Annotated in this window: 19 protein-coding genes; 6 read left to right on the plus strand and 13 right to left on the minus strand. The window is 38.6% G+C overall.

Annotation, left to right across the window (positions count from 1 at the left end; all coding sequences use genetic code 11):
- Positions 1-105 precede the first annotated feature (105 nt).
- Positions 106-1,260: a FecR family protein gene (locus tag DUT68_RS16280; protein WP_113639288.1), complete on the minus strand. Its 1,155-nt coding sequence runs from the start codon at positions 1,258-1,260 to the stop codon at positions 106-108.
- 76 nt (positions 1,261-1,336) lie between these two features.
- Positions 1,337-1,927 carry an RNA polymerase sigma factor gene (locus tag DUT68_RS16285; RefSeq protein WP_157960894.1) on the minus strand — a complete coding sequence of 197 codons (591 nt, stop codon included), beginning with the start codon at positions 1,925-1,927 and terminating at the stop codon, positions 1,337-1,339.
- A 346-nt stretch (positions 1,928-2,273) separates the two neighbouring features.
- Between DUT68_RS16285 and DUT68_RS16290 the strand changes: the two genes are divergently transcribed.
- Together DUT68_RS16290 and DUT68_RS16295 are read left to right on the plus strand one after the other, a co-directional pair.
- Complete coding sequence (locus DUT68_RS16290; RefSeq protein ID WP_198659615.1) at positions 2,274-3,296, plus strand: PAS domain S-box protein; 1,023 nt, start codon at positions 2,274-2,276, stop codon at positions 3,294-3,296.
- Positions 3,297-3,505: 209 nt separating this feature from the next.
- A complete protein-coding gene (locus tag DUT68_RS16295; RefSeq protein WP_113639291.1) occupies positions 3,506-4,249 on the plus strand; it encodes a LytR/AlgR family response regulator transcription factor in 744 nt (247 codons plus the stop codon).
- Positions 4,250-4,274: 25 nt separating this feature from the next.
- Here DUT68_RS16295 and DUT68_RS18400 read toward each other — a convergent pair whose 3' ends face one another.
- Positions 4,275-4,427 carry a hypothetical protein gene (locus DUT68_RS18400; RefSeq protein ID WP_157960895.1) on the minus strand — a complete coding sequence of 51 codons (153 nt, stop codon included), beginning with the start codon at positions 4,425-4,427 and terminating at the stop codon, positions 4,275-4,277.
- Positions 4,428-4,611: 184 nt separating this feature from the next.
- Between DUT68_RS18400 and DUT68_RS16300 the strand changes: the two genes are divergently transcribed.
- On the plus strand, positions 4,612-5,637 hold the full coding sequence (locus tag DUT68_RS16300; protein ID WP_157960896.1) for a sensor histidine kinase: 1,026 nt from the start codon (positions 4,612-4,614) through the stop codon (positions 5,635-5,637).
- On the opposite strand, the gene DUT68_RS16305 is transcribed toward DUT68_RS16300, so the two are convergent.
- A complete protein-coding gene (locus DUT68_RS16305; RefSeq protein WP_198659616.1) occupies positions 5,543-8,281 on the minus strand; it encodes a lantibiotic dehydratase in 2,739 nt (912 codons plus the stop codon). The two genes, DUT68_RS16300 and DUT68_RS16305, sit on opposite strands and share 95 nt — an antisense overlap.
- Before the next feature lie 414 nt (positions 8,282-8,695).
- Between DUT68_RS16305 and DUT68_RS16310 the strand changes: the two genes are divergently transcribed.
- Positions 8,696-10,093, plus strand: a complete 1,398-nt coding sequence (locus DUT68_RS16310) for an MBL fold metallo-hydrolase RNA specificity domain-containing protein (RefSeq protein WP_113639294.1) — start codon at positions 8,696-8,698, stop codon at positions 10,091-10,093.
- 50 nt (positions 10,094-10,143) lie between these two features.
- Here the strand turns inward: DUT68_RS16310 and DUT68_RS16315 are convergent, their stop codons facing one another.
- Complete coding sequence (locus DUT68_RS16315) at positions 10,144-10,422, minus strand: hypothetical protein (protein ID WP_157960897.1); 279 nt, start codon at positions 10,420-10,422, stop codon at positions 10,144-10,146.
- 133 nt (positions 10,423-10,555) lie between these two features.
- Here DUT68_RS16315 and DUT68_RS16320 point away from each other — a divergent pair, with 133 nt between their 5' ends.
- Together DUT68_RS16320 and DUT68_RS16325 are read left to right on the plus strand one after the other, a co-directional pair.
- On the plus strand, positions 10,556-11,071 hold the full coding sequence (locus tag DUT68_RS16320) for a DUF892 family protein (protein WP_113639296.1): 516 nt from the start codon (positions 10,556-10,558) through the stop codon (positions 11,069-11,071).
- A gap of 11 nt (positions 11,072-11,082) precedes the next feature.
- A complete protein-coding gene (locus DUT68_RS16325) occupies positions 11,083-11,283 on the plus strand; it encodes a hypothetical protein (RefSeq protein ID WP_113639297.1) in 201 nt (66 codons plus the stop codon).
- A gap of 83 nt (positions 11,284-11,366) precedes the next feature.
- On the opposite strand, the gene DUT68_RS16330 is transcribed toward DUT68_RS16325, so the two are convergent.
- From DUT68_RS16330 to DUT68_RS16365, 8 genes are all read right to left on the minus strand, one after another.
- Entirely contained in the window at positions 11,367-12,749 is a 1,383-nt protein-coding gene (locus tag DUT68_RS16330; RefSeq protein ID WP_113639298.1) for a glycoside hydrolase family 30 protein, read from the minus strand.
- A gap of 10 nt (positions 12,750-12,759) precedes the next feature.
- Positions 12,760-14,187, minus strand: a complete 1,428-nt coding sequence (locus DUT68_RS16335; RefSeq protein ID WP_113639299.1) for a glycoside hydrolase family 30 protein — start codon at positions 14,185-14,187, stop codon at positions 12,760-12,762.
- A gap of 7 nt (positions 14,188-14,194) precedes the next feature.
- Entirely contained in the window at positions 14,195-15,646 is a 1,452-nt protein-coding gene (locus tag DUT68_RS16340) for a glycoside hydrolase family 30 protein (protein ID WP_113639300.1), read from the minus strand.
- Between the two features lie 57 nt (positions 15,647-15,703).
- A complete protein-coding gene (locus tag DUT68_RS16345; RefSeq protein WP_113639301.1) occupies positions 15,704-16,507 on the minus strand; it encodes a PKD domain-containing protein in 804 nt (267 codons plus the stop codon).
- A gap of 89 nt (positions 16,508-16,596) precedes the next feature.
- Entirely contained in the window at positions 16,597-18,090 is a 1,494-nt protein-coding gene (locus tag DUT68_RS16350) for a RagB/SusD family nutrient uptake outer membrane protein (protein ID WP_113639311.1), read from the minus strand.
- 10 nt (positions 18,091-18,100) lie between these two features.
- Positions 18,101-21,037: a SusC/RagA family TonB-linked outer membrane protein gene (locus tag DUT68_RS16355; protein WP_113639302.1), complete on the minus strand. Its 2,937-nt coding sequence runs from the start codon at positions 21,035-21,037 to the stop codon at positions 18,101-18,103.
- Between the two features lie 273 nt (positions 21,038-21,310).
- Complete coding sequence (locus DUT68_RS16360; RefSeq protein WP_237088362.1) at positions 21,311-23,242, minus strand: 7TM diverse intracellular signaling domain-containing protein; 1,932 nt, start codon at positions 23,240-23,242, stop codon at positions 21,311-21,313.
- 375 nt (positions 23,243-23,617) lie between these two features.
- Positions 23,618-25,294 (minus strand): sodium:solute symporter family transporter, encoded by a 1,677-nt coding sequence (locus tag DUT68_RS16365; RefSeq protein ID WP_113639303.1) that lies wholly within the window; start codon positions 25,292-25,294, stop codon positions 23,618-23,620.
- Positions 25,295-25,317 lie beyond the last annotated feature (23 nt).

Raw genomic sequence — 25,317 nt, forward strand, 5'->3', positions numbered from 1 at the left:
TTTGTTAGGTTGTTAAGATTTCTCAAATATCGGATCTATATCAGCTGGTAATGTGGCGACATTGCCGGCTTTTTTTATAGCTAACCGATGCAAATTAAACTGCTTTTAACGCATAAGTTGAATACTCCTTCCTTTAACTTGAAATTTTAGATTAGTTATTTTTTCAAGAGCGTTTAATACAGTTGAGAGTTGTCTATTTCTATTGATCGAAGCGTGAATATATACTTCGGCAGGAACGTTAGTATAATCAACATCTACATCATACCAGCGTTCAATTTGTCTTAAAACATCAACTAAGGAGCTGGCTTTAAATCTAAACTCGCCATCTTTCCAAGCGCTGAAAACCGTAGCATCTACATTTTCAACAGCTACATTATCGTTATTTAACACCGCCTGTTGTCCTGGAATCAATTTCGCCAATGGGTTATTATCCTTTTTATTCAGTTGTACGCTACCAGAAAGCAATGTGGTTATGGTTCTAGTGTCGTTTTTATAAGCGTTTACGTTAAAACTGGTACCTAAAACTTTTATGTTTTGGCTTTTTGTCGCTACAATAAAAGGTTGCTTAGGGTTATGCGTAACTTCAAAGTAAGCTTCTCCAACAAGCTGCACTTTTCTTTCATTTTCGGCAAAATTTGTTGGATAAATTATTGATGATTCGGCATTTAACCACACTTTAGTTCCATCACTTAAAGTTACTTTATACTGACCACCGCGTGGTGTACTCAAGGTTATAATTTCGTTTTCATCTTCGTTTTTCAAAATTACACCATCTTCGTAGTGTATGTTGTCGTTATCTACAATGATTTCTCCCTTTTTACCACTTAAGTTGTAAACAAAACCGTTGGATGATTTAAGTATTGCCTTATTACCGCCGGGCTGAATGTCGGCTGCGATGGAGAGCTGTAGCTTATCAGTATCTTTTCTTGTATTGAAAAAGTAAAGGGTCAGGGAAATCATTACCAAAATAGCTGCAGCAACCCTAAACCACCAAAGCTTAGCAATTGAGGCTCGCTTCACTGGCTGATTTATGCGTTGATGGATTGACTCCCAAGCCAAATTTTTAACTAGATTAGATTGTTTTGAGAGCTGTTCGCTATCTGTTAAATGGTTTGAAAAGTGTTGTTCGAGCAGTCCATCTAGCTTTTGCTGTTGAGCTTGATCATGCACCATTGCATTCAACAGCATCAACTCTGGAGCAGTGATGGTTTGGTCAATATATTTCCGAAACAGTTCGTTGATGTCCTGTTGTGCTTTCATTGTTTGGTTAGGAGCGCTTTTAGCGGCTCGTTAACTTATATACACATGAAAAGAAAAAAGTAGCACCCCAAAATGATTATTTTTTTAAAAAAGTTGGAATTAGCAGAATTATTAGCTCTAAATATTGATTTTTAAGCGCCATTTTCAGTTTTTTACCCGCCTCTTGAATATGATGATTAATTGCAGAACTACTTATTTTCAACAATTCTGCAATCTCTTGGTAACTCCTACCCTCCATCTTGTGCATCACATATACCTCTTTTTGACGGGGTGTAAGCGTATTCAATGCAGCATCAAGTATGGCTTTTGCATCTGACTGATTAAGCGAATCTTCAATAGGATTGTATCCCAAATCTTCTTCAAAACTGGCATAAAGTGCTTTATCATACATGCTTTTTCTGTAAGCATTTTTAGATAGATTAGCCGCCATTTTATAAAGCAGGCCAACAAAACTCAAGTCTGGATCAATTGCCTGTCTTATTTCCCAAATTTTAACAAAAATATCTTGAAGGATATCTTGAGCAAGCTCTTCCGAACGCAACAATTGGATTAACTTAGCTGCCAAACGAGGTGCGTATAACTCATAGATTGCTCGGAACGCTTCCTGATCATTATGTTGCAGCCTCAGCAGTAATTCCCGCTCGTCACCATTGGAAGATATTTTCACTTTAATAGGTTGTTAAGTAGACCTAAATTACTAAAAAACGTTAAACTCAAAAAAATCTTATTGAATTAAATAAAATTTTGAAGCATTCACATCATATTTCACTCAATTAATCAGACATCAAAATTAAAAACACTATTATTTTAGATTAACCGACGTGAAACAAGGTAAACATAGACAACCTTAGCACTCACAATCGTTTTTGCACCTATATTTCCCAACATAACACAAGCCTTCTTCGATATTTTTCATCAACAAAAAATTTAAAGCACTTAATGATAAGGCATTTGCAAACGGAGTACTCAAATTTGTTTTAAATAAAATAATGCATTTGTATAAAATGTCTATATTGAACATATTTTTGAAAACTTACCAAGCGCAAACTAACACTTACACAAATCCTAAAATGAAGGATAGAAAAACGCTCTATGCCACTTATCGAAAACGTGTAGAAACTATCCTGGAAAGTTTTACGGATGGCTTTTTTGAAGTGCACAACAGTTGGACCGTAACCTACTGGAACCGTACCGCCGAAGAACTTCTAAAAATACCCAAGGATACCATCATTGGTAAAAACCTTTGGGATGTTTTTCCTGAAGCTGTTAGGTTAAAATTTTATACGGAATATCGCCGTGCCATGTCAACGCAAACCTCAACTCGGTTTGAAGAATATTTCTATCCTAAAGATATGTGGTTCGAAGTATCGGTATTCCCAAATGGGCAAGGCCTTTCAATTTATTTTAAAGATATTACCGAACGTAAAAAAACCGCTGAAGAACTAGAGAGTGAGCGTAAAAAATATAGGGATTTGTTTAATCAAAATCCACTTCCGCAATGGGTATATGATATTGAAAGCCTGGCCTTTTTAGATGTAAACCAATCAGCAATAAAAAGCTATGGTTATTCTAGAGAAGAATTTTTGGCCATGTCAATTCTACAAATAAGGCCCAAAGAAGATATTGCTGAAATATCAGTGATATTAAACGAAGTAAAAAAGAGTGGCGAACCTATGACTAGTTCAGTGAGGCATCTCAAAAAAAATGGCAATTTGATTTACGCAGAAGTTAAAGGCACTCCTATTATGTTTAATGGAACGCCGGCTAGAATGATCGTTGCGGTTGACAAAACTACAGAGATCAAAGCAGAATTAGCTAAGCAAAAGAGCATTGAAAAACTACACGAAATTACTTGGATACAGGCTCACGAAGTAAGGCGACCGCTATCTAACATCCTGGGATTAGTCTCTCTTTTAGAGGCAGACCACTGTAATCCAGAAAATACAGTTTTAATTCAAAAGTTAATGGACCAGGCAAAAGAGCTGGACCAAGTAATCATTAAAACTGCTAAGAGCACTAACCAACATCTCCTTTAATTGCTAGTTAACCAGTAGCGGCTGAGCCACACTACGGACAATTTCTTTAGCGCTATATAAAAAAGCTTTAGTTTGCGAAACTAAAAAGCCGTGATTAGAAATTAATCCTTTAACACGTAGCACATTGAAAACTTTATGGAATACTGCGCTTTAAAAATCGGGAACAAATCCTTAATTTAAGCGGTAGAGTTTCATTAAAATAGAAAAGTGTGAATATTAGCTGTGTAATTGTAGATGATGACCATGATGCAGTGGCTGGGTTGGTGACTTATTTGGAAGCATTTCCAGAAATAATTGTAGAACATACTTTTACCGACCCAGTTGAGGCCATGGCCTACCTTTTAAATAAAAAAGTTGACCTTTTATTATTGGATGTAGATATGCCAAAAATTAATGGTATTGAACTTACAGCGGCAGTTAGGACACAGGTAGATAAGCTTGTTTTCACTACTGCGCACACCAAATATGCATTTGAAGCTTTTGAACATTTGGCAGACGCCTACCTGCTCAAACCTTTTTCGTTGGCTAAATTTGTAGCTACGCTACACCGTCTTTATCCTAAAACCAAAGAAACCGAAAAAACACAACCGGAAACCATTAGCGAAGAGGATTTCATTTTTGTAAAAGCAAAGCAAGACTCAAAACTAGTTAAGGTGAAACTGAAGGAACTTATTGTGATAGAAAGCAAGAATAACTACGTTGAGCTACAAGCGGTAGATAGGCAGGTGATTACGTACATGACGTTAAGCGAACTTGCAAAAAAGCTAAACGGACAACCCGATTTTATTCAGGTACAACGAAGCTTTATTATTAACAAGCACTATATTGAATACGTAGATGGTAACACGCTAGTGATGGCCAGTGGGGCAAAAGTAACGGTTGGCGAAATGTACCGACCTACTTTTCAATCGTTTTTAGATGAAAGAATAATAAAAATGGGAAAAAAGCGCTAGTCCTTTTTCCCATTTAGAGAGCTGTTTAACGAACAATTTGTACACGTGGTCCCATTGTCGTTTTTACTGAAGTTAATTCAGAGGTGGGGTCGCTGGTAAACAGTACAGCATTTGTGGCGTGGGATTTTTTGAAAGTTCCAACTTTCCTAATCTCCAATTTGATCTTTTTATTTTCCATAATCGTACAGTTAACGAATTGAAATTAGCGCTAGTAATTACCACTAAAAAATCTGTTATTTGGAAACCTTATTATTCGATGCGGAATGGCAAAAAATCTAGATAAAAAAGTTTTAAGACTTCATGTTTTAATATGGGCTCTCTTTATTAGTTGGGAAACAATTATCACCAATTTACTTTATGATATGGCTGTAGAGCCAATCATTTATATTGTTCACTATGCTATCACTATAGCACTTTTCTATCTACAGTCAAATGTAATTTTGCCTCGGTTAAGTAAAAACAGGTTGCGTTGGCTGTGGATTCCTTTGTTCTGCATCATCTTCCTTTTGATGTATATCGCAGCACATTTGATTGGTGAAATCTTCTTAATCCACCTTTTGGACAAGCCAATTAAACCATGGTACGGCTATACTTGGCAAAGTTTTCTAAAAAATGGTTATCGGGGGTTATTTTTTATGGGATTTTCAACCGGTTACTTTTACCTACGCAACTACATGGCGCAACGCAATTTGACGCAACAGTTAGAAACCGAACGTTTAATATCGATTATTGAACAGCAACAAATACGGAGCGAATTGGATGTCATGCAAAATGCTTTCTTAAAAGCACAAATCAATCCGCATTTCCTGTTCAACATTCTTAATTACATCCACCTTCAAACAATAAAATCGGCACCTCAAATTAGTGAGGCCGTAACTACCCTAGCCAGCGTTATGCGTTTTGCTTTTGATATAGAACATGCCGGAGAAAGAATTAGATTGGGTGATGAATTGGAGCAAGTGAATGATATTAGTTATTTGTACAGCCTAAAAAAAGGGCAAGGCACACTTAAACTTGATTATGAACTAGCAGTGTGCGAGTTACAACTTATTCCACTAGTATTGCTAACGTTAGCAGAAAACTGCTACAAACATGGCAACTTAGCTGAACAGGATGCTGAGATGTCTGTGCTATTGGAAAATGATCATTTGAAGATTTCCACTTGGAACAGAACATCTCAACAAAAACCTCTCAGTTCTACTAAAAATGGCTTAGCCAATTTGGAAAAAAGACTACTTACAGCTTATGGCAATACACATTTGTTTACTTATGGTAATGATGGCAATGGCGGGTTTACCGTTCAACTAGATATTCCTTTGGAACAAGTACTGCAGTCCTCTGCGAATAGAGGTAAAGAAACTGGTATAGTTGAGCCTCATGGAGCCTAGCGTGATTCAAAAAGCGTCGGTTTACATGCATGTGAATCAGATCTGCAAGTAATTGCGTTTGTTTCTCAGGAATGGATTTGGAGGTGATACATTGCCATACGCAACGCTGCTTATTGCTAACTAAGTACGTACTTTCAGTATGATAAAACGATCTCCATGTTTGATTGATATGTTTAAACTGCAAATGCCCCCATCCCATTTCGGCACTGAAAACCGTAGCCATTTTTTTAATAAACGCTTTCCGTTGCTGCCCATCCGGATAAACCAAATGCAGAAAATCATTGATCCAAGTGAAACAACTTTGAAGTCGCTCTTTTTCACTTAACTGCATTTCAAGCAGCGCTTCGGTACTATCGAGATGAAAAAAATCCTCAATGAGCGGCATCGTATCAACGCCATACCTTTGCCATTCGGGTGCATATGGGCGAATTGCCATATCACTGATAGCAAGCTGACCTAACCAATTACCAATTTCCGCAGCTATAAGCCAACGTTCCGCCAAAGGTGCTTCTGTTCTCCACTTAATTCGAAAGCGGATATGTCGGTCAGGGTCAGCATAAAGCACATAAAACCAACTTTCAATTAAGTTTTCATAGCGTTGAACCAGCGGAGCTATTAGTTGCAGTAGTACCGCATCTTGCATTGTTGGGCTAACGTAAATTGACACGAAAAACCAGTGGTTTCCCAAAGGCCACACTTTATTGCCTGCTAGCTTTTCAAATGTCTCAACACACTTATAAACCCTATTTGTGTGTGTAAAATTAAGTTGTAATTGATAGGAAAAACACCTTCCTAATTCATCAGCTAAACCACTATCGCTACCCGAAAGCCAACAAGAAACATATTCCACTGAACTGCTTCGCTGTAGCGTATCAAGCAGTAATTTGATATCTGTAGAATTTTCGGTATCTAAACAGAGATATTGATCGGCGTTACCTACCTTTACATATCTGGCAACTTTTGCCCAAGCTAACCAGTCCCGTAAAGCCACCTCATCTATTCTGGCTTCTTTAGGTACACGCCACATGGCTGGTTGGATAATGAGGTTGCCAAAACAAAGCTCAGGATAATAATCTATTGAAGGGAAACGCAGGGACAAATCAGGTAAAAATTGATGGTGCAACCCTTGGTATTGCAAATCGGCCAAGAATCGTAGTAAAGGATGACTAGAACGCTGGATATTGTAAGCTGAAGCCATTCTGGGCATCAACCTGCAACGATGACGATGGCTATATAAAACTAGCTCGTTATTTACCACATTTATAAAGATATCAGAAAGCTGCAACTGACAAGGGTGGGTTGACCAGCCGCCTAATAGCAACTCCATATCGTAAAGCTGAGGTCGTCGGTTGATATTATCTGTCCGTTCTCCCGTTTGATAGGCCAAGTCAAAAAAAAGCACTTCCGGATTAGCTTTTTGTTCCACCTTAGCAAAATCCTGAGCCACGTTTTTTATTTGCTCATCTACCGCAAATCTACCTAACAGTGCATTTGCAGTGGCACCGCCTAAATGCTCCACAGCCCACTTTCCATCATCAGCAGGTTGTAGCAATGCGCTCATGGTGTTTGGTAAAACTTTCGGATCAGCTACTTTATCATCAAAACGTTTTAAATCAATTGTGTTGCCACTAAGCATGCCGGCCAATAAGAAATTATTCAGCGCATCCATCTCTAAAACAGGTGTGTTATTGATTACTTGTTGAGATAGCAGCGCTTCAATTGCTGTATCTTCTGTACCTGACAGCCCGGCGTAACCTAGCCCTCTGCTTGGATCAAGCACTAATGCCAGCGGCTGCCATTGATTTTCGTATCGCTTGGAAAATGCAGTCTTAAATGCTGTTAAGTCAACAGGATCTGCGCAAGGAAAATGTAATTTCGCAAATTCCACATAATTCAACAGTTCAATTTTTACTGTTTCAGCTATTGGCATCCCCTTGCCATGTCTACACGAAATCACATAATCATTTGTAGCGCTGCTGTGTACCTGCTTCCCTAGTCTTTTAAAATAATCCTCTCCAGTTATATTTGGCATACCGCTATGAAACATTACCTGTAATTCTATGAGCTGCTGCAACATTTCGCCGAAAAAACCCCATTCATCGCCAGCTAAAGCGATAATCTCTGCTGTAGTACGCGGCTCGGTACAAAACTCTAGCAGCTTATCCAATTCGGCAAAGCCCTGCACACAAAAAAGCTCCGTTTGTCCCTCTGTAGATTGAAAAAAAAAGTGACTCCCATTTTCAGTATATAAAGTTGACTGTATACGCCAAAGTCGATCTTCTGCGAACAGCATATCTTGTTCAAACCATGTCTTCGCTTTTGTCCAATCTGGCAAATCAATCACCTCCAATTGATGGCTGAGGCGTGTTTGTTGCGTTTGTTTTTTAGTAGTGATAAGACCCACACTAGCAAATTTGCCATAGGGAATGGGACGAAATTTAGCTCTGTTAAAGTAACGAAGGACGCTAATTTGTGTACGCCTATCCAACACTTCAAAATCGGAAGCGTTTAGCCCTTTTAACTTTTCCCATAGTACAGGAGAAGATGCTGCAATCAGCTCCAATAATTCATCCCAATAATTGACCATTTCCGCTGCCCTTGGTAGCGTACAGGCCCTACAAATAATTTGTTTTGCAATATCCATGCAGGCAAAACTATCGGAGCAAAAGGCCGCAAAAGAAAGCATGAAAATTGCAAAATCCCGCTTGTAAGCCAATGCTTTTAACAGCCATTCGGCAAAGAAAACGAAGTACTACGTCACGGAAAAGAATGTGTTGTCCAAAATCATAGAACCAAAAAAACGCTAAAAATACTGATATTGATAAGCCAATACTTTGTGGAAACTGTACTGTGCTAAGTAGAAAGTTGGCTGTAAAAAGAAGAGTGGGAACATTCCGAAGAACATCCCCACGTCTAAATTAACGCTCTCGCTACAAACGTACAAAAATCAAACTAGAACTAAAAGAAAATCAAGCAGTAATCTCAAACTTAAAATATGAATGAAACTTTTATTTCCTTCTACTTGTTAGGCAGCGGTAAAACTTATTATTAGCAGTAAATGAAAATAGCATTTCACGGCGCCGCCAGAGCGGTAACAGGCAGCAAACATTTGATCAAACTAGAAGACAATACGCAGATACTATTAGATTGTGGAATGTTTCAAGGCATGGGGACTGCCACGGATAAACTGAACGGTTATTTCGGCTTTAAACCTACTGAAGTAACGATGATGATTTTATCTCATGCACACATAGATCATTGCGGTTTACTACCAAGGTTAGTAGCTGAGGGTTTTTCGGGACCTATTTACGCCACTCCGGGCACAATGGATTTGGCCAGGATACTATTGCTCGACTCGGCAAAAATACACGAACAAGATGCTGAATACAGCAACGCAAACCGAAATATAGACCAGCCAGAAGAAATGCCACTATACACCGAGGAAGATGTAATTAAAACCATGGGGCAATTTAAAATTGTGGAATATGGCCAATCATTTCAGATCAACGACAACATCAGTTTATTGCTAACCGATGCCGGACATGTGGTGGGTAGTGCAGCCGTACACCTTACCATAACCGAATTTGGAAAGCAAACACAGCTGACATTTAGCGGCGATATAGGTAGATACACAGATTTACTGCTGCGAAGTCCGCAAACATTTCCGCAAGCCGACTATATCATTATGGAGTCAACCTATGGCGACTCACTACACAAGGACCAAGAACCTATCGAAGAACTTTTATTAGACGTTATCAGAGATACCTGTTTGAGAAAAAAGGGTAAAGTAATAATTCCTGCGTTTAGCGTGGGCCGAACTCAAGAATTATTATTCGCGTTGAATGCGCTAGAACTTAATGGAAAACTACCAGATTTAAATTACTATGTAGATAGCCCACTTGCCATGCAGGCTACGCAGGTGTTAAAGAATCATCCTGACGTGTACAACAATGGCACAAAACAACTCCTAAAAATTGATGATGACATCTTTGCCTTTAAGGGGCTTCGTTTCATTGAAAGCGCACAGGAATCAATGGCATTAAACCAAGACAACCGTCCCTGTGTAATTATTTCATCTTCTGGTATGGCCGAGGGTGGTAGAGTGAGACATCATATCCGAAACAATATCGAGAGCGATAAAAACACCATTTTATTGGTTGGATATTGTGATCCACATTCGTTAGGTGGCCAACTAATGGCTGGCAATAAAACAGTAGATATTTTTAGGGAACACTTACAGGTATTAGCTGATGTAAAAACCATCAAATCAATGAGTGCACATGGTGATTATGAAGACTTACTCCATTTTTTATCTTGTCAGGATCCAAAAGCAAATAAGCAAATATTCCTAGTTCATGGTGAATATGAAGTACAGCAGCGCTTTGCTGATCATTTAAGAGAGAAAGGCTTTAAACACATCGCAATCCCGAGTTACCACCAAGAATACGAGATTTAATTCACCACAATTTAACCGCGGGACCATCGCGGTTAAATTTGAAAATCCGACTACAATTCATCCAACCTACCACCGCCTTTACGGCGATCCCTATTGTCTTCAGCATCCCCTCCGAACTGTTCGTCAGCACCTTCATCGTTATTTCTTTCATCGTGAGCATCAATAATTTCCCTGCTGGTATCTTCTTCTGCTGGCTTTTTAGAAGTGCCATCCGAATAGGTATTGTGCATTCGATTAATGTTTTCTTGATCAATGCCTTTGCTGCTTAAAGCTTCGTTTTTATTATCCTTCATGATGATATCTTTTACCATATTAAGTGTTTGCCGCATAAAATAGTTTTTAAAATAATGAATTGATCTTCCACAATCAGAGGTGGAGACATACTTAATAAGTATTTTACTTTCAGATTAAGTATTTATATCACAAGCAAAATTGATTTTAAATGGTTTTTAATAGGCAATTATGGATCCAAAAAAATCATCTCCAATAAATACGCTAGCTCAATTAACCTATGATTTGAGCAATTTAGAGAAAACTAGCAAAAAGTTGTACGATACCATACGTAAGCATGCCAACATGCCTGAACTGGCAAAAGCTGTACATCCTGAACAAACAGGCATAATGTCACACATCAAACGATTAAAGCTAATTGCTCAAGAAATAGGCAAAGTAGATGCGAAAGATAGCGGCTCGTTATTGGCGCCTATTCGTATAACTAAGCAACTAAAAAAAGGGAGTGAAAGAGATTTATGGCTAATTGCTAAGTCGCAACAAATTATTTATCAGAAACTGCCGTTGTACAAAGTTGCGCATGCAATTGCTACTCATCTACAATTGGAAAATTCAGCTCTAATTTTAGCGCAAACCATAGAAGATAATGAAGCCACATCTACTTGGCTTCAAAGAATTTTACCAAGAATTTTAAATGGCGAAACTATTGTTCCAATCGCTTCTAATGAATCAAAAATTACAATTTAAATTATAACCACATGGAAACTCAAAAGAAAAATCAGCAAGAAAACGGGAACGAAAACCACATTCAAACGCCCAACAAATCAAATATTGAAGCGGGCAACAACGTGAAGAAAAACGAATATACTGCTCAAGAAAATGAATTTGCCGATGGAGAAGGTTCACGCTTGGAGCAAGCTTTTGATGACGATAGCGAGAAAGACCAGCAAGATAATTGATTACGCATTACATGGAAACGGGGAAGTAAATTAACTACTCCCCCGTTCGGTATATCTACAAAATATTATAACTATCTAAAATATCACCACACTAACGTAGCCGCGGCATTGCTATTTAACGAAACTTGAACAGTCTTATCATTATAACCCACTGTGAAATTTTTCTGCTCTTTTGAACGGTTAATTACCACCATTGCCAATTTCCCATCTGTATTTCTAAAAACTACGTTAGGCAACTCTTTGCTGATATTTGAAGCAATGCGAACTGCTCCAGGCCTTGCAAATTTGGCTGCTTGAGCAATGATGTAGTAAGCTGGGTTTCTTTTCACTTCATTTCCATCGATAGTTACCGCACCCAAACAAGAGGTACATCCACCCCTGTCGGTAAACGGTTCATACTTACTATTAGCCGCCAAATTCCATTCTAAAACTGTTTTTGCCCAGTTTCTGGTAGCACCTATGATTAAGTGCTCAACATGAAAAGGAAAATCCGTTTTGATGTTTCCTGGCCCACCAACCCATTGTTCTGTGAAGTAAATATTCTTATCCGGATGTTCCTCATGAACTTTGGATAACGCTTCAATTTTCCCGCCATATAAATGGAAAGCGGAGCCGTCGATGTATTGTTTCGCCTCTGCATCATCTAAAATACTGATTGGATACTCCGGCTTGTCAGCATTGTGATCGTAAATAATGATCTTTGTTTTCAACTTTGCCTTTTTAAAAGCCGGCCCCAAGTGCTTTTTAACAAATTCCGCCTGATCTTTAGCTAACATTAACAAGCTGGGATTATTGCCAGGATGCAAAGGCTCATTTTGAACAGTGATCGCATCTATAGCGATACCTTGCTTTTGCATTTCCGTAACGTATTTTACCAGATATAAAGCATAGGCAGCATAATATTCCGGTTTTAAACTACCACCTCTGGAGTCGTTATTGGTTTTCATCCAAGTTGGTGGCGACCAAGGCGAGCCCATCAATTTTATTTTAGGGTTAATGCTTAAAATTTCCTTCAGCACAGGGATAATATCCTTTTTATCTTGTCCCAAATCAAATTTCTGCATAGCCACATCTGTTTCTCCCGTTGGCAAATCATTATAAGAAAAAACGCTATCATTTAAATCTGACGCACCAATGCTCAATCTTAAATAACTTGTCCCTATTTGATTTCCCTTTGTGCCAAAAAGTTCTTCCAACAAAGCTTTGCGCTGTGCTGCCCCCATGTTTAGTAAGTGCTGTGCACTGCCTCCATTGAGTGTAAAACCAAAACCATCAATGGTTTGAAAGCTTTGTTTTGGGTCGACAGTAATATTGGAATTACCAGCCGCTTTTATAAAACTTAGATCAGCTTGTTGTTGGAAAAGTATATTTTGTGAAGGGTCTGTTAACCATACGGCAACCGTTTGTCCGTAGCTGAACGAACAAGTAAAAAACAAAATAGGTAGAAGTAAAAAACGATAACGCATTGGCTTAAATTTAATCGATGATAAAAGTACTGATGGAATGAGCGAGGCTTTTTGTTTTTGCAGCCTGCCCTTCAACCCATAGTTGATAGTTAAGGTCTTTATCGGTCCTATTCATTACTACAACCACGGTTTTTCCATCAGGATTGGTGAACGCTGTTGTTTCTAAAATATCACGTGTTGAGGCTGTTGCAATACGTTTAGCACCAGCTGCAATGAACTTAGAAAAATGGCCCAAATAATAATATGCGTTGGTATAAATTAGCTTATCACTAGTTAAATCAGCATGAATTGGCGCAAAACATAAGTTATTAGCATGATTTGGCCCACCTTTTTCATCCAGTAGGATATTCCAATCTGTCCAGGCGGCAGTTCCATTATTAAAGTCATTAATCATTGACAGGCCATAGCGCTCCCCTAAGGACCAGTGTCCTATGCTATCCATGCTAAACTTCTCTTTACAACCTTCAGTAAAAATCAGTTGCTTATCAGGAAAAGCCTGATTTACCTGCTTTACATTATTGAATTGCATGGCACTCCCGGTCCAAGTTTCGTACCAATGAAAGCCAATGCCCCAAACATATTGCGCTGCTTCAGGATCTCCTAAAATGGTACTTGCCCGCTGGTAAATCAAATCACGATTGTGATCCCAAGCAATCAATTTTTTAGTACTCATCCCCTCTTTTTTTAAGGTTGGGCCAAGATACTTCTTAATGAAATCCCTCTCCTCTTCAGCAGTAAAAATACATGATTCCCAACGTTGTTTAGCCATAGGCTCGTTTTGTACACTCAAGCCCCAAATCGGGATTTGTTGTTTTTCATAAGCACGAATGAACTTGATGTAATAATTTGCCCAAGCTTGCTTATACTCCTCTTTTAACTTTCCACCTTGCATCATGTTGTTGTTATCTTTCATCCAAGCTGGCGGGCTCCACGGACTTACATACGTAGTTAGCTTACCTCCTGCAGTGGTTAATGCCCGCTTGATCATTGGAATACGATATTTCTCATCGTGAACAATATCAAACGTACTCAACGACTTATCGTTATCTTTCACATAAGTGTAGGTATCAGACGAAAAATCGCAACTATTGATATGCGTACGTAGCAAGTTATAGCCAATCCCTTTATTTTTATCGTAGTAGGCATCTAATAATTCCTTTTGCTTACTGGCAGATAACTTTGCAAAGACTTCAGCCGAGGCATCGGTAATTGCTCCGCCAATACCTACCATTGTTTGGAAAGATCTTTTCTTGTCGATGAAAACAGTTGGCTCGGTTTCCAAAGGTTGTGCGTTTGGCACAAAAGAGAGCTCATTAGTTTTTGTAATTCTTAGATCAGAATTGATTGCTGTTGTAAATTGCTGCGCTTTGCGTGGTGGAGTTTTATCTCCGGGCGCTATCAACGATAAAGCAATTAAGATAGGGCTAAATGAATACATAGTGATATTACCAAACGTAAGTACCTGCAGCGTTTGCTTTAATGGTACTAGTTACAGTTTTATTATTAAATTTAATATTAAATGATTGATCATCAGTGCTTTTATTTTGCACAATTAAAACTTTTTTGCCATCAGCATTTTTAAAAGCAACGTTAGGCAGGTTACTCGGAGTGTTAGATGCAATTCTAACAGCGCCCGGACGTACAAACTTTGAAGCATGGGCAATGACGTAGTAGGCGATGTTTCTGGTTACTGACGAACCGTTGATGGTGATGGCTCCTAAACATTCCGTACATCCGCCTGGCGTATGTGGATTGTTACTTGGATCAGCAGCTAAATTCCATTCTAAAACATTTCTACTCCAGTTTCTTGGTGCGCCAATAATTAGGTTTTCCATATGCCACTGTAAGTTGCCCGGAAATGGCCCTGGCGACTGTACCCACTGCTCCGTAAAATAAATAGCTTTATCGGGATGTGCAGTATGAACCTCACTCAATCTGTCAATCGAACCTCCGTATAAGTGGAAAGCAGAACCATCTACAAAAGCTTTAACAGCGTTATCATTAAGAATACTGATAGGATAATCTGGGCGATCAGCATTGTGATCATAAAGTACAATTTTTGTGCTGATATTAGCAGTACGAAAAGCTGGCCCCAAGTTATTTTTAATAAATGAAGCTTGCTCTGCCGCCTCCATTACCATGCTTGGATTGTTGTAAGGATTTAAAGGCTCATTTTGAATAGTAATAGCATCGATAGTGATGCCTTCTGCTTTCATGGCCTGAATATATTTCACAAAATACTGTGCGTACGTGGCATAATGTTCAGGTTTTAACTTGCCTCCAATAAAACTTGTATTCGTTTTCATCCACACCGGCGCCGACCAAGGTGAACCCAATATTTTGATATTAGGGTTAATGGCTAAAATCTTCTTTAGCACAGGAATTAAATCCGTTTTATCAGGATTGATGTTAAAATTGGCCAAATTAACATCCGTTTGCCCAGAAGATAAATCATTATAAGTAAAAGTGGAAGCGCTCAAATCAGAAGCACCTATGCTCACCCTCAAATAACTTACGCCAATACCATCGCCATCCGTGCTGAATAACTCTTTTAGCAAGGCAGCTTGTTCTGCTGCTCCCATGGCATTAATTAAGGAGGCACTTCCACCAGTTAGCGTGTAACCAAAACCATCCATAGTTTGATAGGTTTGCGATTCATCTACAGTGATGGTAGGAAAAGAATTGTTTACCGTACCAAAGTTCATCACTTGAGCTTGCTTTCTGAACAGTGATGTTTTATCAATGGTAGTCATGTAAAATGCCACGTCAGATGGTGCATTTGGATCTGGAATTTCTGGAGTAACTACATCCGGTGCTGGGGCAGATTTACCACAGGCCATCATTAAAGTAAGCATTCCAGCGATGACAGTAAAGTTAAATTTCGGCTTGAAAACCATATGGAACATATTTAAATAAAAGGCGCCGAGGACAAGCCTCGACACCCAACGGTTGAATTATTTTTTTTCTGTGATAGAGATATTATCTAGGAAGATGCCCGTACCAAGGTTATCACCTCCCACTCTAATCACTAAGTAGGCATCGCCAGAAGTACTAAACGAAAATGTATTTTTATTAGCGGCACCACAGTTGATTGCTGAGCTAGAAAACACGCCATCTACTGGTTTGTTATTTCCATAGCACCAAGTGTTCCATCCTAAACGCTGACCACCATCATTGTAATCGCCGCTACCTGGAGGAACTACTCTGCCTACGTACACTTCGCACCACGTGTTGGTAGCACCACCACTAGTAATCAGCATATCCAATACGTAGGTTTTATTAGCTTCAACACTGATTTTTTGATAATAACCACTGTGGCTCCATGCGGTAGATTTAAACTCCATTTTTCCGTTAGTGATGCCAACGGTAGCCGCACCGCCCATTACGTATTTTGTCCATTTGGTCTCATCACCCGGGTTCATTTTACCGCCAGTAATTAAATTAGCTGGTGCAGTAACCTTTACTTGTTTAGTGGTAGATAGTTTAGAACCATCCCTGCCAATTACACTCAATTTTACGTTATATGTTCCCTCGTCCTCGTAGGCATGGCCTGGATTCATTTGAGTAGACACCGGTGAGTTATCACCAAAGTTCCATTCAAAATAGCGTCCATTGGTAGAATTGTTAGTGAAGTTGACCAAAAGGTTATTTACTGATGGTGTAAAATCAACCGATGGCGCAGGAACATTTTCTTCGTCTTTACAACCTGCAAATGCTGTTATTAGGCACAGCGCAAATGCGATGAATTTAATTTTCATTTTCTCAATTTTTTAATTTGTAGTGAATTACACTGCATTTATATTTCTATCGTGGGATTTTCCGCCCACATCATTAATCGATTTTAGAACTACAAAGGATTAGGAGTTAAACTTTTGTTTCTATCCAACTCTTGTTGAGGTATTGGATATAGCAATTTAGCTGTAGTAGCATTGTAGTTGGTTTTGGTGTTGGTACGCAAATCAATTTCGTTCAAATTGTTCATGGTTTGTACCGCCACACCGAAACGTTTCAAATCGTTCCAGCGCTGTGCTTCTTGCGCTAATTCTAAACGTCGCTCGTTCAAAATCGCAGTACGCATAGCTGCTTGGTTAGCCGCGGCAACTGGACCTAAGCCTACACGTCCTCTTACTTCTTGTAGTACAGTCCTAATATCGGCAATGGGTTGTCCCAATTCATTCATTGCTTCCGCTTTTAGCAAAATGATATCCGCTAAACGGAACATGTATTGGCGGCTTGTACTGTTGTCCCAACCTGATTTATTTCTCCATTTCCATGCAAAAGGAATACTGCTATTGATGGTATTGTTCCAATATTCATCTACCCATGGTGCTGATTCGAACTTAACGGTTGCATTCTTTCTAACATTATCGCCAGCAGCATCAAAAGCTGCTACTAAGTCTTTAGATGGCACCACGAATTTTCTCCAAGTATCAATTGTAATAGATGGAGGAAGCAATAAAGATGGTCCGTAGTTCCCGTTTCCGCCAGTTGTACCAGTAAACTGAGCTTCCATAATAGACTCAGAGTTATTGTAATGCGCACCGTCAAATAGGAAATCGTAATTAGGCACTAAAACATAGCCTGCAGGACTAGTAATTACTGCATTACAATACTGCAACACTTTGTTGTAATCCTTTGTTGGTTTCTGCGCATAAGCTTTTGCTAAAAGCGAATTCACCGCTCCTTTGGTAGCTCTTGCCTTGCTGATAGAAGCATCGCCAGGGTAAGTATCAGGTACTAATGGAAGTGCCTGTTCTAAATCTTTAATGATTTGACCATAAGTTTGTTCTTCAGTAGCTCTAGGAACATTTGTAGCTTCAGGCTGTGTAGAAGTAACTGGAGCAGTAATGATAGGTACACCACCAAATAATGTTACAAGTTGGTAATAATGATATGCTCTTAAAAATAAGGCTTCACCGATAATTTGATTTCTCCTGTTGTTAATGTCTAATTTAGGATCCTGAATTAAAGCTACCTTCTCAATCACTAAATTAGCCTTTAAAATGGCATTGTATAGTGAGCTCCAAGTAGTTAAAAACCTTGGATTGGTTGGCGAAAAATTCAGTTTGTCAATAGCTATGATGTTCACATCATCACCACCAGCGTAATAATTATCAGAAACCACATCACTCATAATAGTGTTGTCCCAAATGTAATACTGCTGCGAACGGAAGGTTTCATAAGTTCCCACTAAAGCAGCTTCAGCATCTTGCGCTGTTTTGTAAGCATTTGCTGTGGTAGCTTCAGAAATTGGTGAAAGGTCTGTGAATTTTTTACAGGCTGTTGTGCCAAGTATAATGGTTGTTGCCAGTGCAACAAGTTTAGTATGCTTTGTTTTCATTATCATGGTATTAGAATGAAACATTTAGTCCAAAAATTAGATTACGAGTGTGAGGATAGGTACCAAAATCAATGCCTTGTACCGTATTGCTACCACCTGCGTAGTTTACCTCTGGGTCAAATCCCTTATAGTTAGTGATGGTGAACAGGTTTTCGCCGGTTACGTAAAATCTTGCACCAGCAATTTTTACTTTACCCAGCAATGATGCAGGCAACTGATAAGATAATGTTGCCGCTTTCACCCTCATGTACGACCCATCTTCGATGAAACGAGTAGAAATAAGAGAGTTATTAGAATTTCCAGAACGTGGAATATCTGTAACGTCTCCCGGTTTTTTCCATCTGGCCAATACAGCTGCAGATTGGTTTTTAGGGCCTTCCATTGCTTCGGTCTCGATACGGGTTGCATTTAGCACATCATTACCTTGAGATCCTTGTAAGAAGATATTCAACGAGAAATTCTTGTAAGAAAAGTTGTTGGTAATCCCGTAAATAAAATCTGGATTAGGGTTACCGATATAAACACGATCCGTAGCTGGATTTGGATTAAAAGTGCTATTTCCATTTGCATCCAAATAGAATAGGTTACCGGTTACTGGATCTACTACATCAGCTCTGTAACCATAAAACATACCCAAAGGCTGCCCTTCTCGATTTTGAACGGCATCTCCACGAGACGCCACACCACCTGCGGTGAGTTGTTGCCCTACAATATTTAATACTTTGTTTCTGTTAAACGAGATATTTAAATCAGTTTCCCATTTGAAATTACCAGTGAAATTTTTGGTGTTTAATAAGAACTCCAAACCGCGATTTTCCAAGTTACCTACGTTTTGTACACCTGAACTAAAACCAGTAGAATAAGGTATTGGAACATTCAATAACATGTTATTTGTCTTTTTCACATAAGCTTCTGCAGTAAAATTTACTCTTGAATTAAACGCAGATAAATCTATTGCGATGTTGGTTTGCTCATTACCTTCCCAACGCAAATCAGTATTTCCGATACTTGCAGGATAGGTTCCCGGTAAAATTGCACCGCCAATTGGGTAACTAGAACTTACGCCAACCCTTGCCAAATACGCATAAGAACCGATATTATCGTTACCTACAATACCCCAACCAGCTCTCAATTTCAAGTCGTTAATTACTTTCACATCTTTAAAGAAAGCTTCTTGGGAAATACGCCAGCCGGCAGAGAACGATGGAAAATATCCCCAACGATTGCCTGGCCCAAAATTCGAAGAGTTATCAGCCCTGAAGTTAGCAGTAAACAAATACTTGCCATTAAAATCATAATTGATACGGCTAATTACCGATTGATTTGCTTTTTCAGCTTTGGTAGCACTTGCATTTTGCACAATTGAACCTCCATTTGGCGTAGTAACCGACGTTCCAGAAAAGCCTCTACGTTCGATAGAGCTATCTTCCCATCTGTATTTTTGAAGGATGTAACCAGCCAATACGCTAAAGTTGTGCTCCTTGATTTTTTTAGTGTACGACAACGTGTTATCAGCAATCCAATAATTAGATAAATTGGTGCTGTAACTGCCTATACCACCGTTCGCCCTGCCCCAACCTGTTCTAATTGGATCCTGAAAACTGTCAGAAACTGCATTGCTATAATCAATACCGAAACTTGATCTGTACTTTAATTCAGGAATAAAATTGATTTCTGTATAGGCGTTTCCAATCATACGTTGGTTTTTATATCCCCTATCGGTACCATCTGTAGAGGCGATAGGGTTTTCCCAATCTTGAAAAGGATTTCTTGTGAAAGTACCATCTGCGTTGTAAATTCCAATTACTGGTGGTGTAGTAAGTACGCCAAGCAACACACCGCCTTGGTTTACCGCTTGATTATCATTCACGCTCACATCGTGATAACGGGTGTAAGCCAAATTGGTACCCACTTTAAGCCAATCGGTTACTTTGTGATCTAAATTGATTTTAAAATTGGCACGATTAACATCTGATGAACGTACTGCACCCTGATTTTGCGACCAACCACCGCCAATGTAGTACAAGGTTTTGTCGTTACCGCCAGAAACATTCAACTGGTAGTTTTGCGACGAGGCATTTCTGAAAACTTCATCCTGCCAATTGGTGTTAGCCGTATATTGTGCCCAATTGGTAGTTAAACCAATTTCGGTCATCAAATCTCTGTATTGCGTAGCATCTAAAACATCCAACTTTCTCCAAACTGAAGAAAAGCCCGTATAAGCATCAAGTGTTACGTTTGTTTTACCAGCCTTACCTCGTTTTGTGGTAATCAAAACCACACCGTTACCACCCTGAGCACCATAAATTGCAGATGCAGAGGCATCTTTCAAAATTGAAATGTCTTCGATATCTGCCGGATTTAGCGAGCGAGTGTCTAACGTTGGTACTCCATCAACCACGTAAAGTGGCTCACTAGAAGATGAAATTGAAGAAGTACCGCGGATACGCATGCTAAAACCTTGAGACGGCTTTCCAGATGGCGAAATTACCTGTACACCGGTAGTTTTTCCTTGTATCAGGTTACCAAACTGCGTGTTCGGCCTAGATTCGATAGCCTCTTTACCGATCACAGAAATCGATCCAGTAATGTTGCCCTTTTGCTGCGTACCATAACCAACTACCACAACTTGTGATAAAGAAGTTGCGTCTTCTGTTAGTGTGATTTGTAGCGGAGCATTTGAGGTCGAATTAGAGACGGTTACCTCGTAAGGTTTCATGTTCAGCATTCGAAATGTAAGTGTTGAACCTACAGCTGCACTAATGCTAAAGCTACCAGTTGCATCAGTGCTTGTGCCTTTGTTAGTTCCTTTGATAAGCACACTTACACCGGGCAGCGGTATTCCGTCTCCGTCTTTCACTGTGCCTGAAACTTTAATGTCTTGTGCGCTAACATTAGTTATAAGCGCAAACATTAAGGATAGAAAAAGTAGAATTTTTCCCTTCATAGTCATTATCATTTAATATTTGGTATTAGTTAATTGCTGATTTAAGCTCAGCATATTGTAATTGATACACAAATTGAAATATATTAAATGAATTACGCAAGAACTATTTTGCATAAAACATTGATTTACAGTTAATAACGTAAATTTTGATACGTTTTAGTACCAGCGTAAAAAAGAGTGATTTCGTTTGAAAACCAATGTAATAGCTCGATTAAGCTAGAAGCAGAAAAGTGAAGCTGATACGCTTCGTTACCCGATAAAAAAAATTGAAATTTATTCTAAGACCAGTTTGCTCCAACCCTGTTCACCAGCTTTTTTTAGCTCGTTTTTCCGATCGTTCATCATTTTCTTGATTTTTGCACTGTAGGTCCAACAGGTATTCTGCCTAATTTCTAACACTTGCGCAAGCTTGTGAGAAGAAATTCGTCCTTTGGAAGAATAAATTAAAAATACGAGATAGAATAATTTGTTAATGGGTATCCTAGAATTTTGAAAAATGGTGTCAATCAATACGGACTCTTCGTATCCGCAGGAGTTACATCGCCTGCTGTAAGGCGTATGTCCTTCGATGTATTTACTAGTGTTGCATTTTTTGCAGTGGTAACCTTCGCCCCATTTTAACTCTGCCAAAAACTTAAAGCAGCTATCTTTATCGGGATAAATTTTGCTGAACTCGGTAAAATCCACATCAGCTGACATGATACGAGCACGAGTAACGCTCTCTATTCCAACTTTAAGCTCTTTATTATCTTGCTCAAGTAATGCGTTGATCCTAGAAATTTCATTGGCCTGTTCCTTTAGTAAATTATTACTTTCTAGCAATCGTTTATTTTGCTGTTCAATAATTTCAGCCTGCTCTGTCACCTCCCTGGTTCGCAGTTCCACTTTTTTCTCTAGCTTTCTATTTATCGCATCCTTTAACTTTTCATTATCACGCATCTGCTTAATCATCGCCTGCTGCGCCTTATCTTTCTTACGTTTAAATAACCTCACTTTATCGCCTATGGCTAAAGAAAGAAATACCATTTCAAGAATAAAACAAATGGTTAAACTGTAGTAGCTAATTACGCTAAAATTTAACCAGCTTAAGCCTAACATTATCAGGAACTTTAGCAAAAACCCTGCAAATAGGAAAGAATATCCGATAACGAAATAACGTGCCGGACGATAGCCTTTTTTATAAATCCAAATGCCAGTAAAAAAGGCTGCAGTTAACGGTATCGACTCTATAAATCGGTAAGTAAACCATTCCTGTTTCCAAAAATACATACAGAAAAAAGTAAGTATTCGAACCGCTATCAATGCATTTAAAAGTTTATACAGGCTTGGCGCCTTGGTTTTTACATGCAAAAGTTTTAGTGTAAATAGCATTGCGAAAACACTCATGGAACATATGGCAACCGCGTAAGCAGTTTGATTCCATGCGGGACTGTTTGGCCAAAGATATTGGTAGGCAATCCCATCTACACACATTTCATACAAACCTATGCTCATGTTGTAGCCAACATAAAAAAGATATTGAATTTGACGCAAATAGATGTACATGATAAGGTTATAGAAACTAAAAACCAAAATCATCCCATAAAAAACACCAAATGTAAAATATTCATTTAAGGCATATTCAATGAACCAATTTACAGATCGCAATACAATGATTACATCGGCAGGCTGGCTTGATTTGATGCGGAAATAATAAGTTTGATCCTTCCCAACCGGAAGTGTAATTGGAATTTCGAAATTCTTATGATGAACAAATCTTGAAGAAAAATGATGGCTATCGCCCAAATTTAGCCGGTTAAATCCATTATTTTCATTTGGCACATAGGCGGTAATGCTATCTATCGTTTGATCAAAAAATTCTAAAAGAAAATTCTTGTCTACTTTTTGGTTTGCCCTAACTTTTATGCGATACCAATATGCAGTACCAAGATCTTTATTAACAGGAGTACTTTTTAGAGATGGCCTAAAAAGCTTATTGTATGCGGCACTGGAAACTTCCGTTATGCTCAATTCCTTGCCCTGTTCTTTGATCCATTGAATATCAGCAAATGAAAATATATGTTGCTCGGTGCTACTATCCACTTCCAAAACACGTTGCGCAGATGCACAAATTTGTTGCGAAACCAAAAAGACAAATAACAACAAGAGCTTTCCAATGAGCTTTTGCAATGTATCTTTCTTAAAAATATTTGTTAAAACGGGCACAATTGACGGTTTGGTTGCTAAAAATCGTTAAAATTATTTACCAAGGCACAAGGAATAGGTAAAAAACTATTTTTTTATGCGCCAATTAATTTTTAACAGCAAGCCCATGACTTTATGCCTTATCATCTAATTACAAGGAAACGCAAAATTTCGAGAGCTGATATTTAGCTTTTACTTAGCTGAGACATTGGCTATAAATTCCCTAGTTAACATCTCCATTGGAATGCCAATATGTTTATTGATTACATAGCGCACTCATAAAAAAATATAGCTTCTTGATTGGGATAAGGAATGATCTCAATCAAGAAGCTAACTTATGCTTGTAAAAATCGTTAACTAATAGCTACTTTTTGAAACAGTATTAGTTGTGAAGGTTTACCAAAAATAAGCGTACAGCACTGTCAAAATTAAGACAACAACACCGGCACCCAAACCGAACGCATTATCAAACTTGAACATGCTTTTATCTATCGACAAACCTTTCTTTTCTTTGTTTCGATCTGCATTACTTATCAATACCATACCCAATACGGCGACTAAGAATACAAAACCCATCCTATCTAAAAATGGAATTTCATACAAAATGGTACCGTCATCCTGTTTAATTGGATATGAGAAACCAGAAGAGGCAAGGAACTGTAGATCGACTAAGCGAGGTAAGAATTTAAAAAGTACCGATAGTGCAAAACCGCCTACTGTAGCAAACATAGCTGCATTTGAGCTTGTTTTTTTCCAAAAGAAACCCAATATGAACATGGCAAAAATGCCCGGACTTACAAATCCAGTATATTCTTGTATAAATTCGAAGCCTCCTTTTTTATCGATACCTAGGAACGGAGCCATCAATACTGCGGCAACCATTGCTATAAAAACCACTATTTTGCCCACTTTAACCAATTTCACTTCACTAGCTTGAGGATCAATTTTCTTTTTGAAAATATCCAACGTAAAAATAGTAGCGATGCTATTTACCTTGCCGGCCAATGACGCTACTATTGCAGCCGTTAAAGCAGCAAAAGCTAAACCTTTTAATCCAACCGGCAACAAATTCAACAATACAGGATAGGCCTTATCGGGATTTAAGGTGCCATTTTGAAGCATCTCTGTTTGCAGACCACCTTTTTGATAAATTACATATGCGGCAATGCCCGGTAAAACCACAATTACTGGCATTAAAAGCTTTAAAAATGCAGCAAACAGCAAACCTTTTCTTGCAGTTTTTAAATCGGCACCTAAAGCACGCTGTGTGATGTACTGATTACAGCCCCAATAATTTAGGTTCACTATCCACATGCCGCCAATAAGCACTGTTAAACCTGGTAAGCTTGGATAATTGGTATTCTCCTTTTTAAATATCATGTGGAAATGACTATCGGCATGCGTAGTCATATATTTAAATCCGCTGACTATGCCTTGCTGTCCATTGAGTTCGGCGACACGATCAAGTGCCAGGTATGTGGTCACTAAACCACCAAGTATGAGAAAAAAAACCTGAATTACATCGGTATAGCCAATCACCTTCATGCCTCCCAATGCAATAACAATGGCAAAAGCAGCCAAAGCGTACATACAAAGTTTTGTATCGATACCAGATATGCCGTTGATAGCTAAAGCTCCCAAATATAAAATAGAGGTAAGATTTACGACAACATACAAAGCCAACCAAAAAATAGCCATAATCATAGCCACAGTATCATTATATCGTTGCTGCAAAAATTGCGGCATGGTATAAATTTTATTTTTCAGATAAACTGGAATAAAAAATATAGCTACAATAAGCAAAGTGCCGGCCGCCATCCACTCGTAAGTAGCTATGGCAAGCCCCATTTTAAATCCATTACCGCTCATGGCAATAAATTGCTCCGAAGAAATATTGGAAGCAATCAGCGAGGTTCCGATGGCCCACCAAGTAAGCGAGCCTTCAGCCAAAAAGTAATCATGTGATGCTGAAACTGCTTTTTTCTTTTTGCGGTAAATCCACCATCCGTATGTGGCTACAATTAAAAAATACACTAAAAAGACGATGTAGTCTTTTAAATCTAAGCTGTTCATTTGGTTTGGTTTAATTTATTGTT

This window comes from Pedobacter zeaxanthinifaciens (genome assembly GCF_003313335.1).
Lineage (GTDB): Bacteria > Bacteroidota > Bacteroidia > Sphingobacteriales > Sphingobacteriaceae > Pedobacter > Pedobacter zeaxanthinifaciens.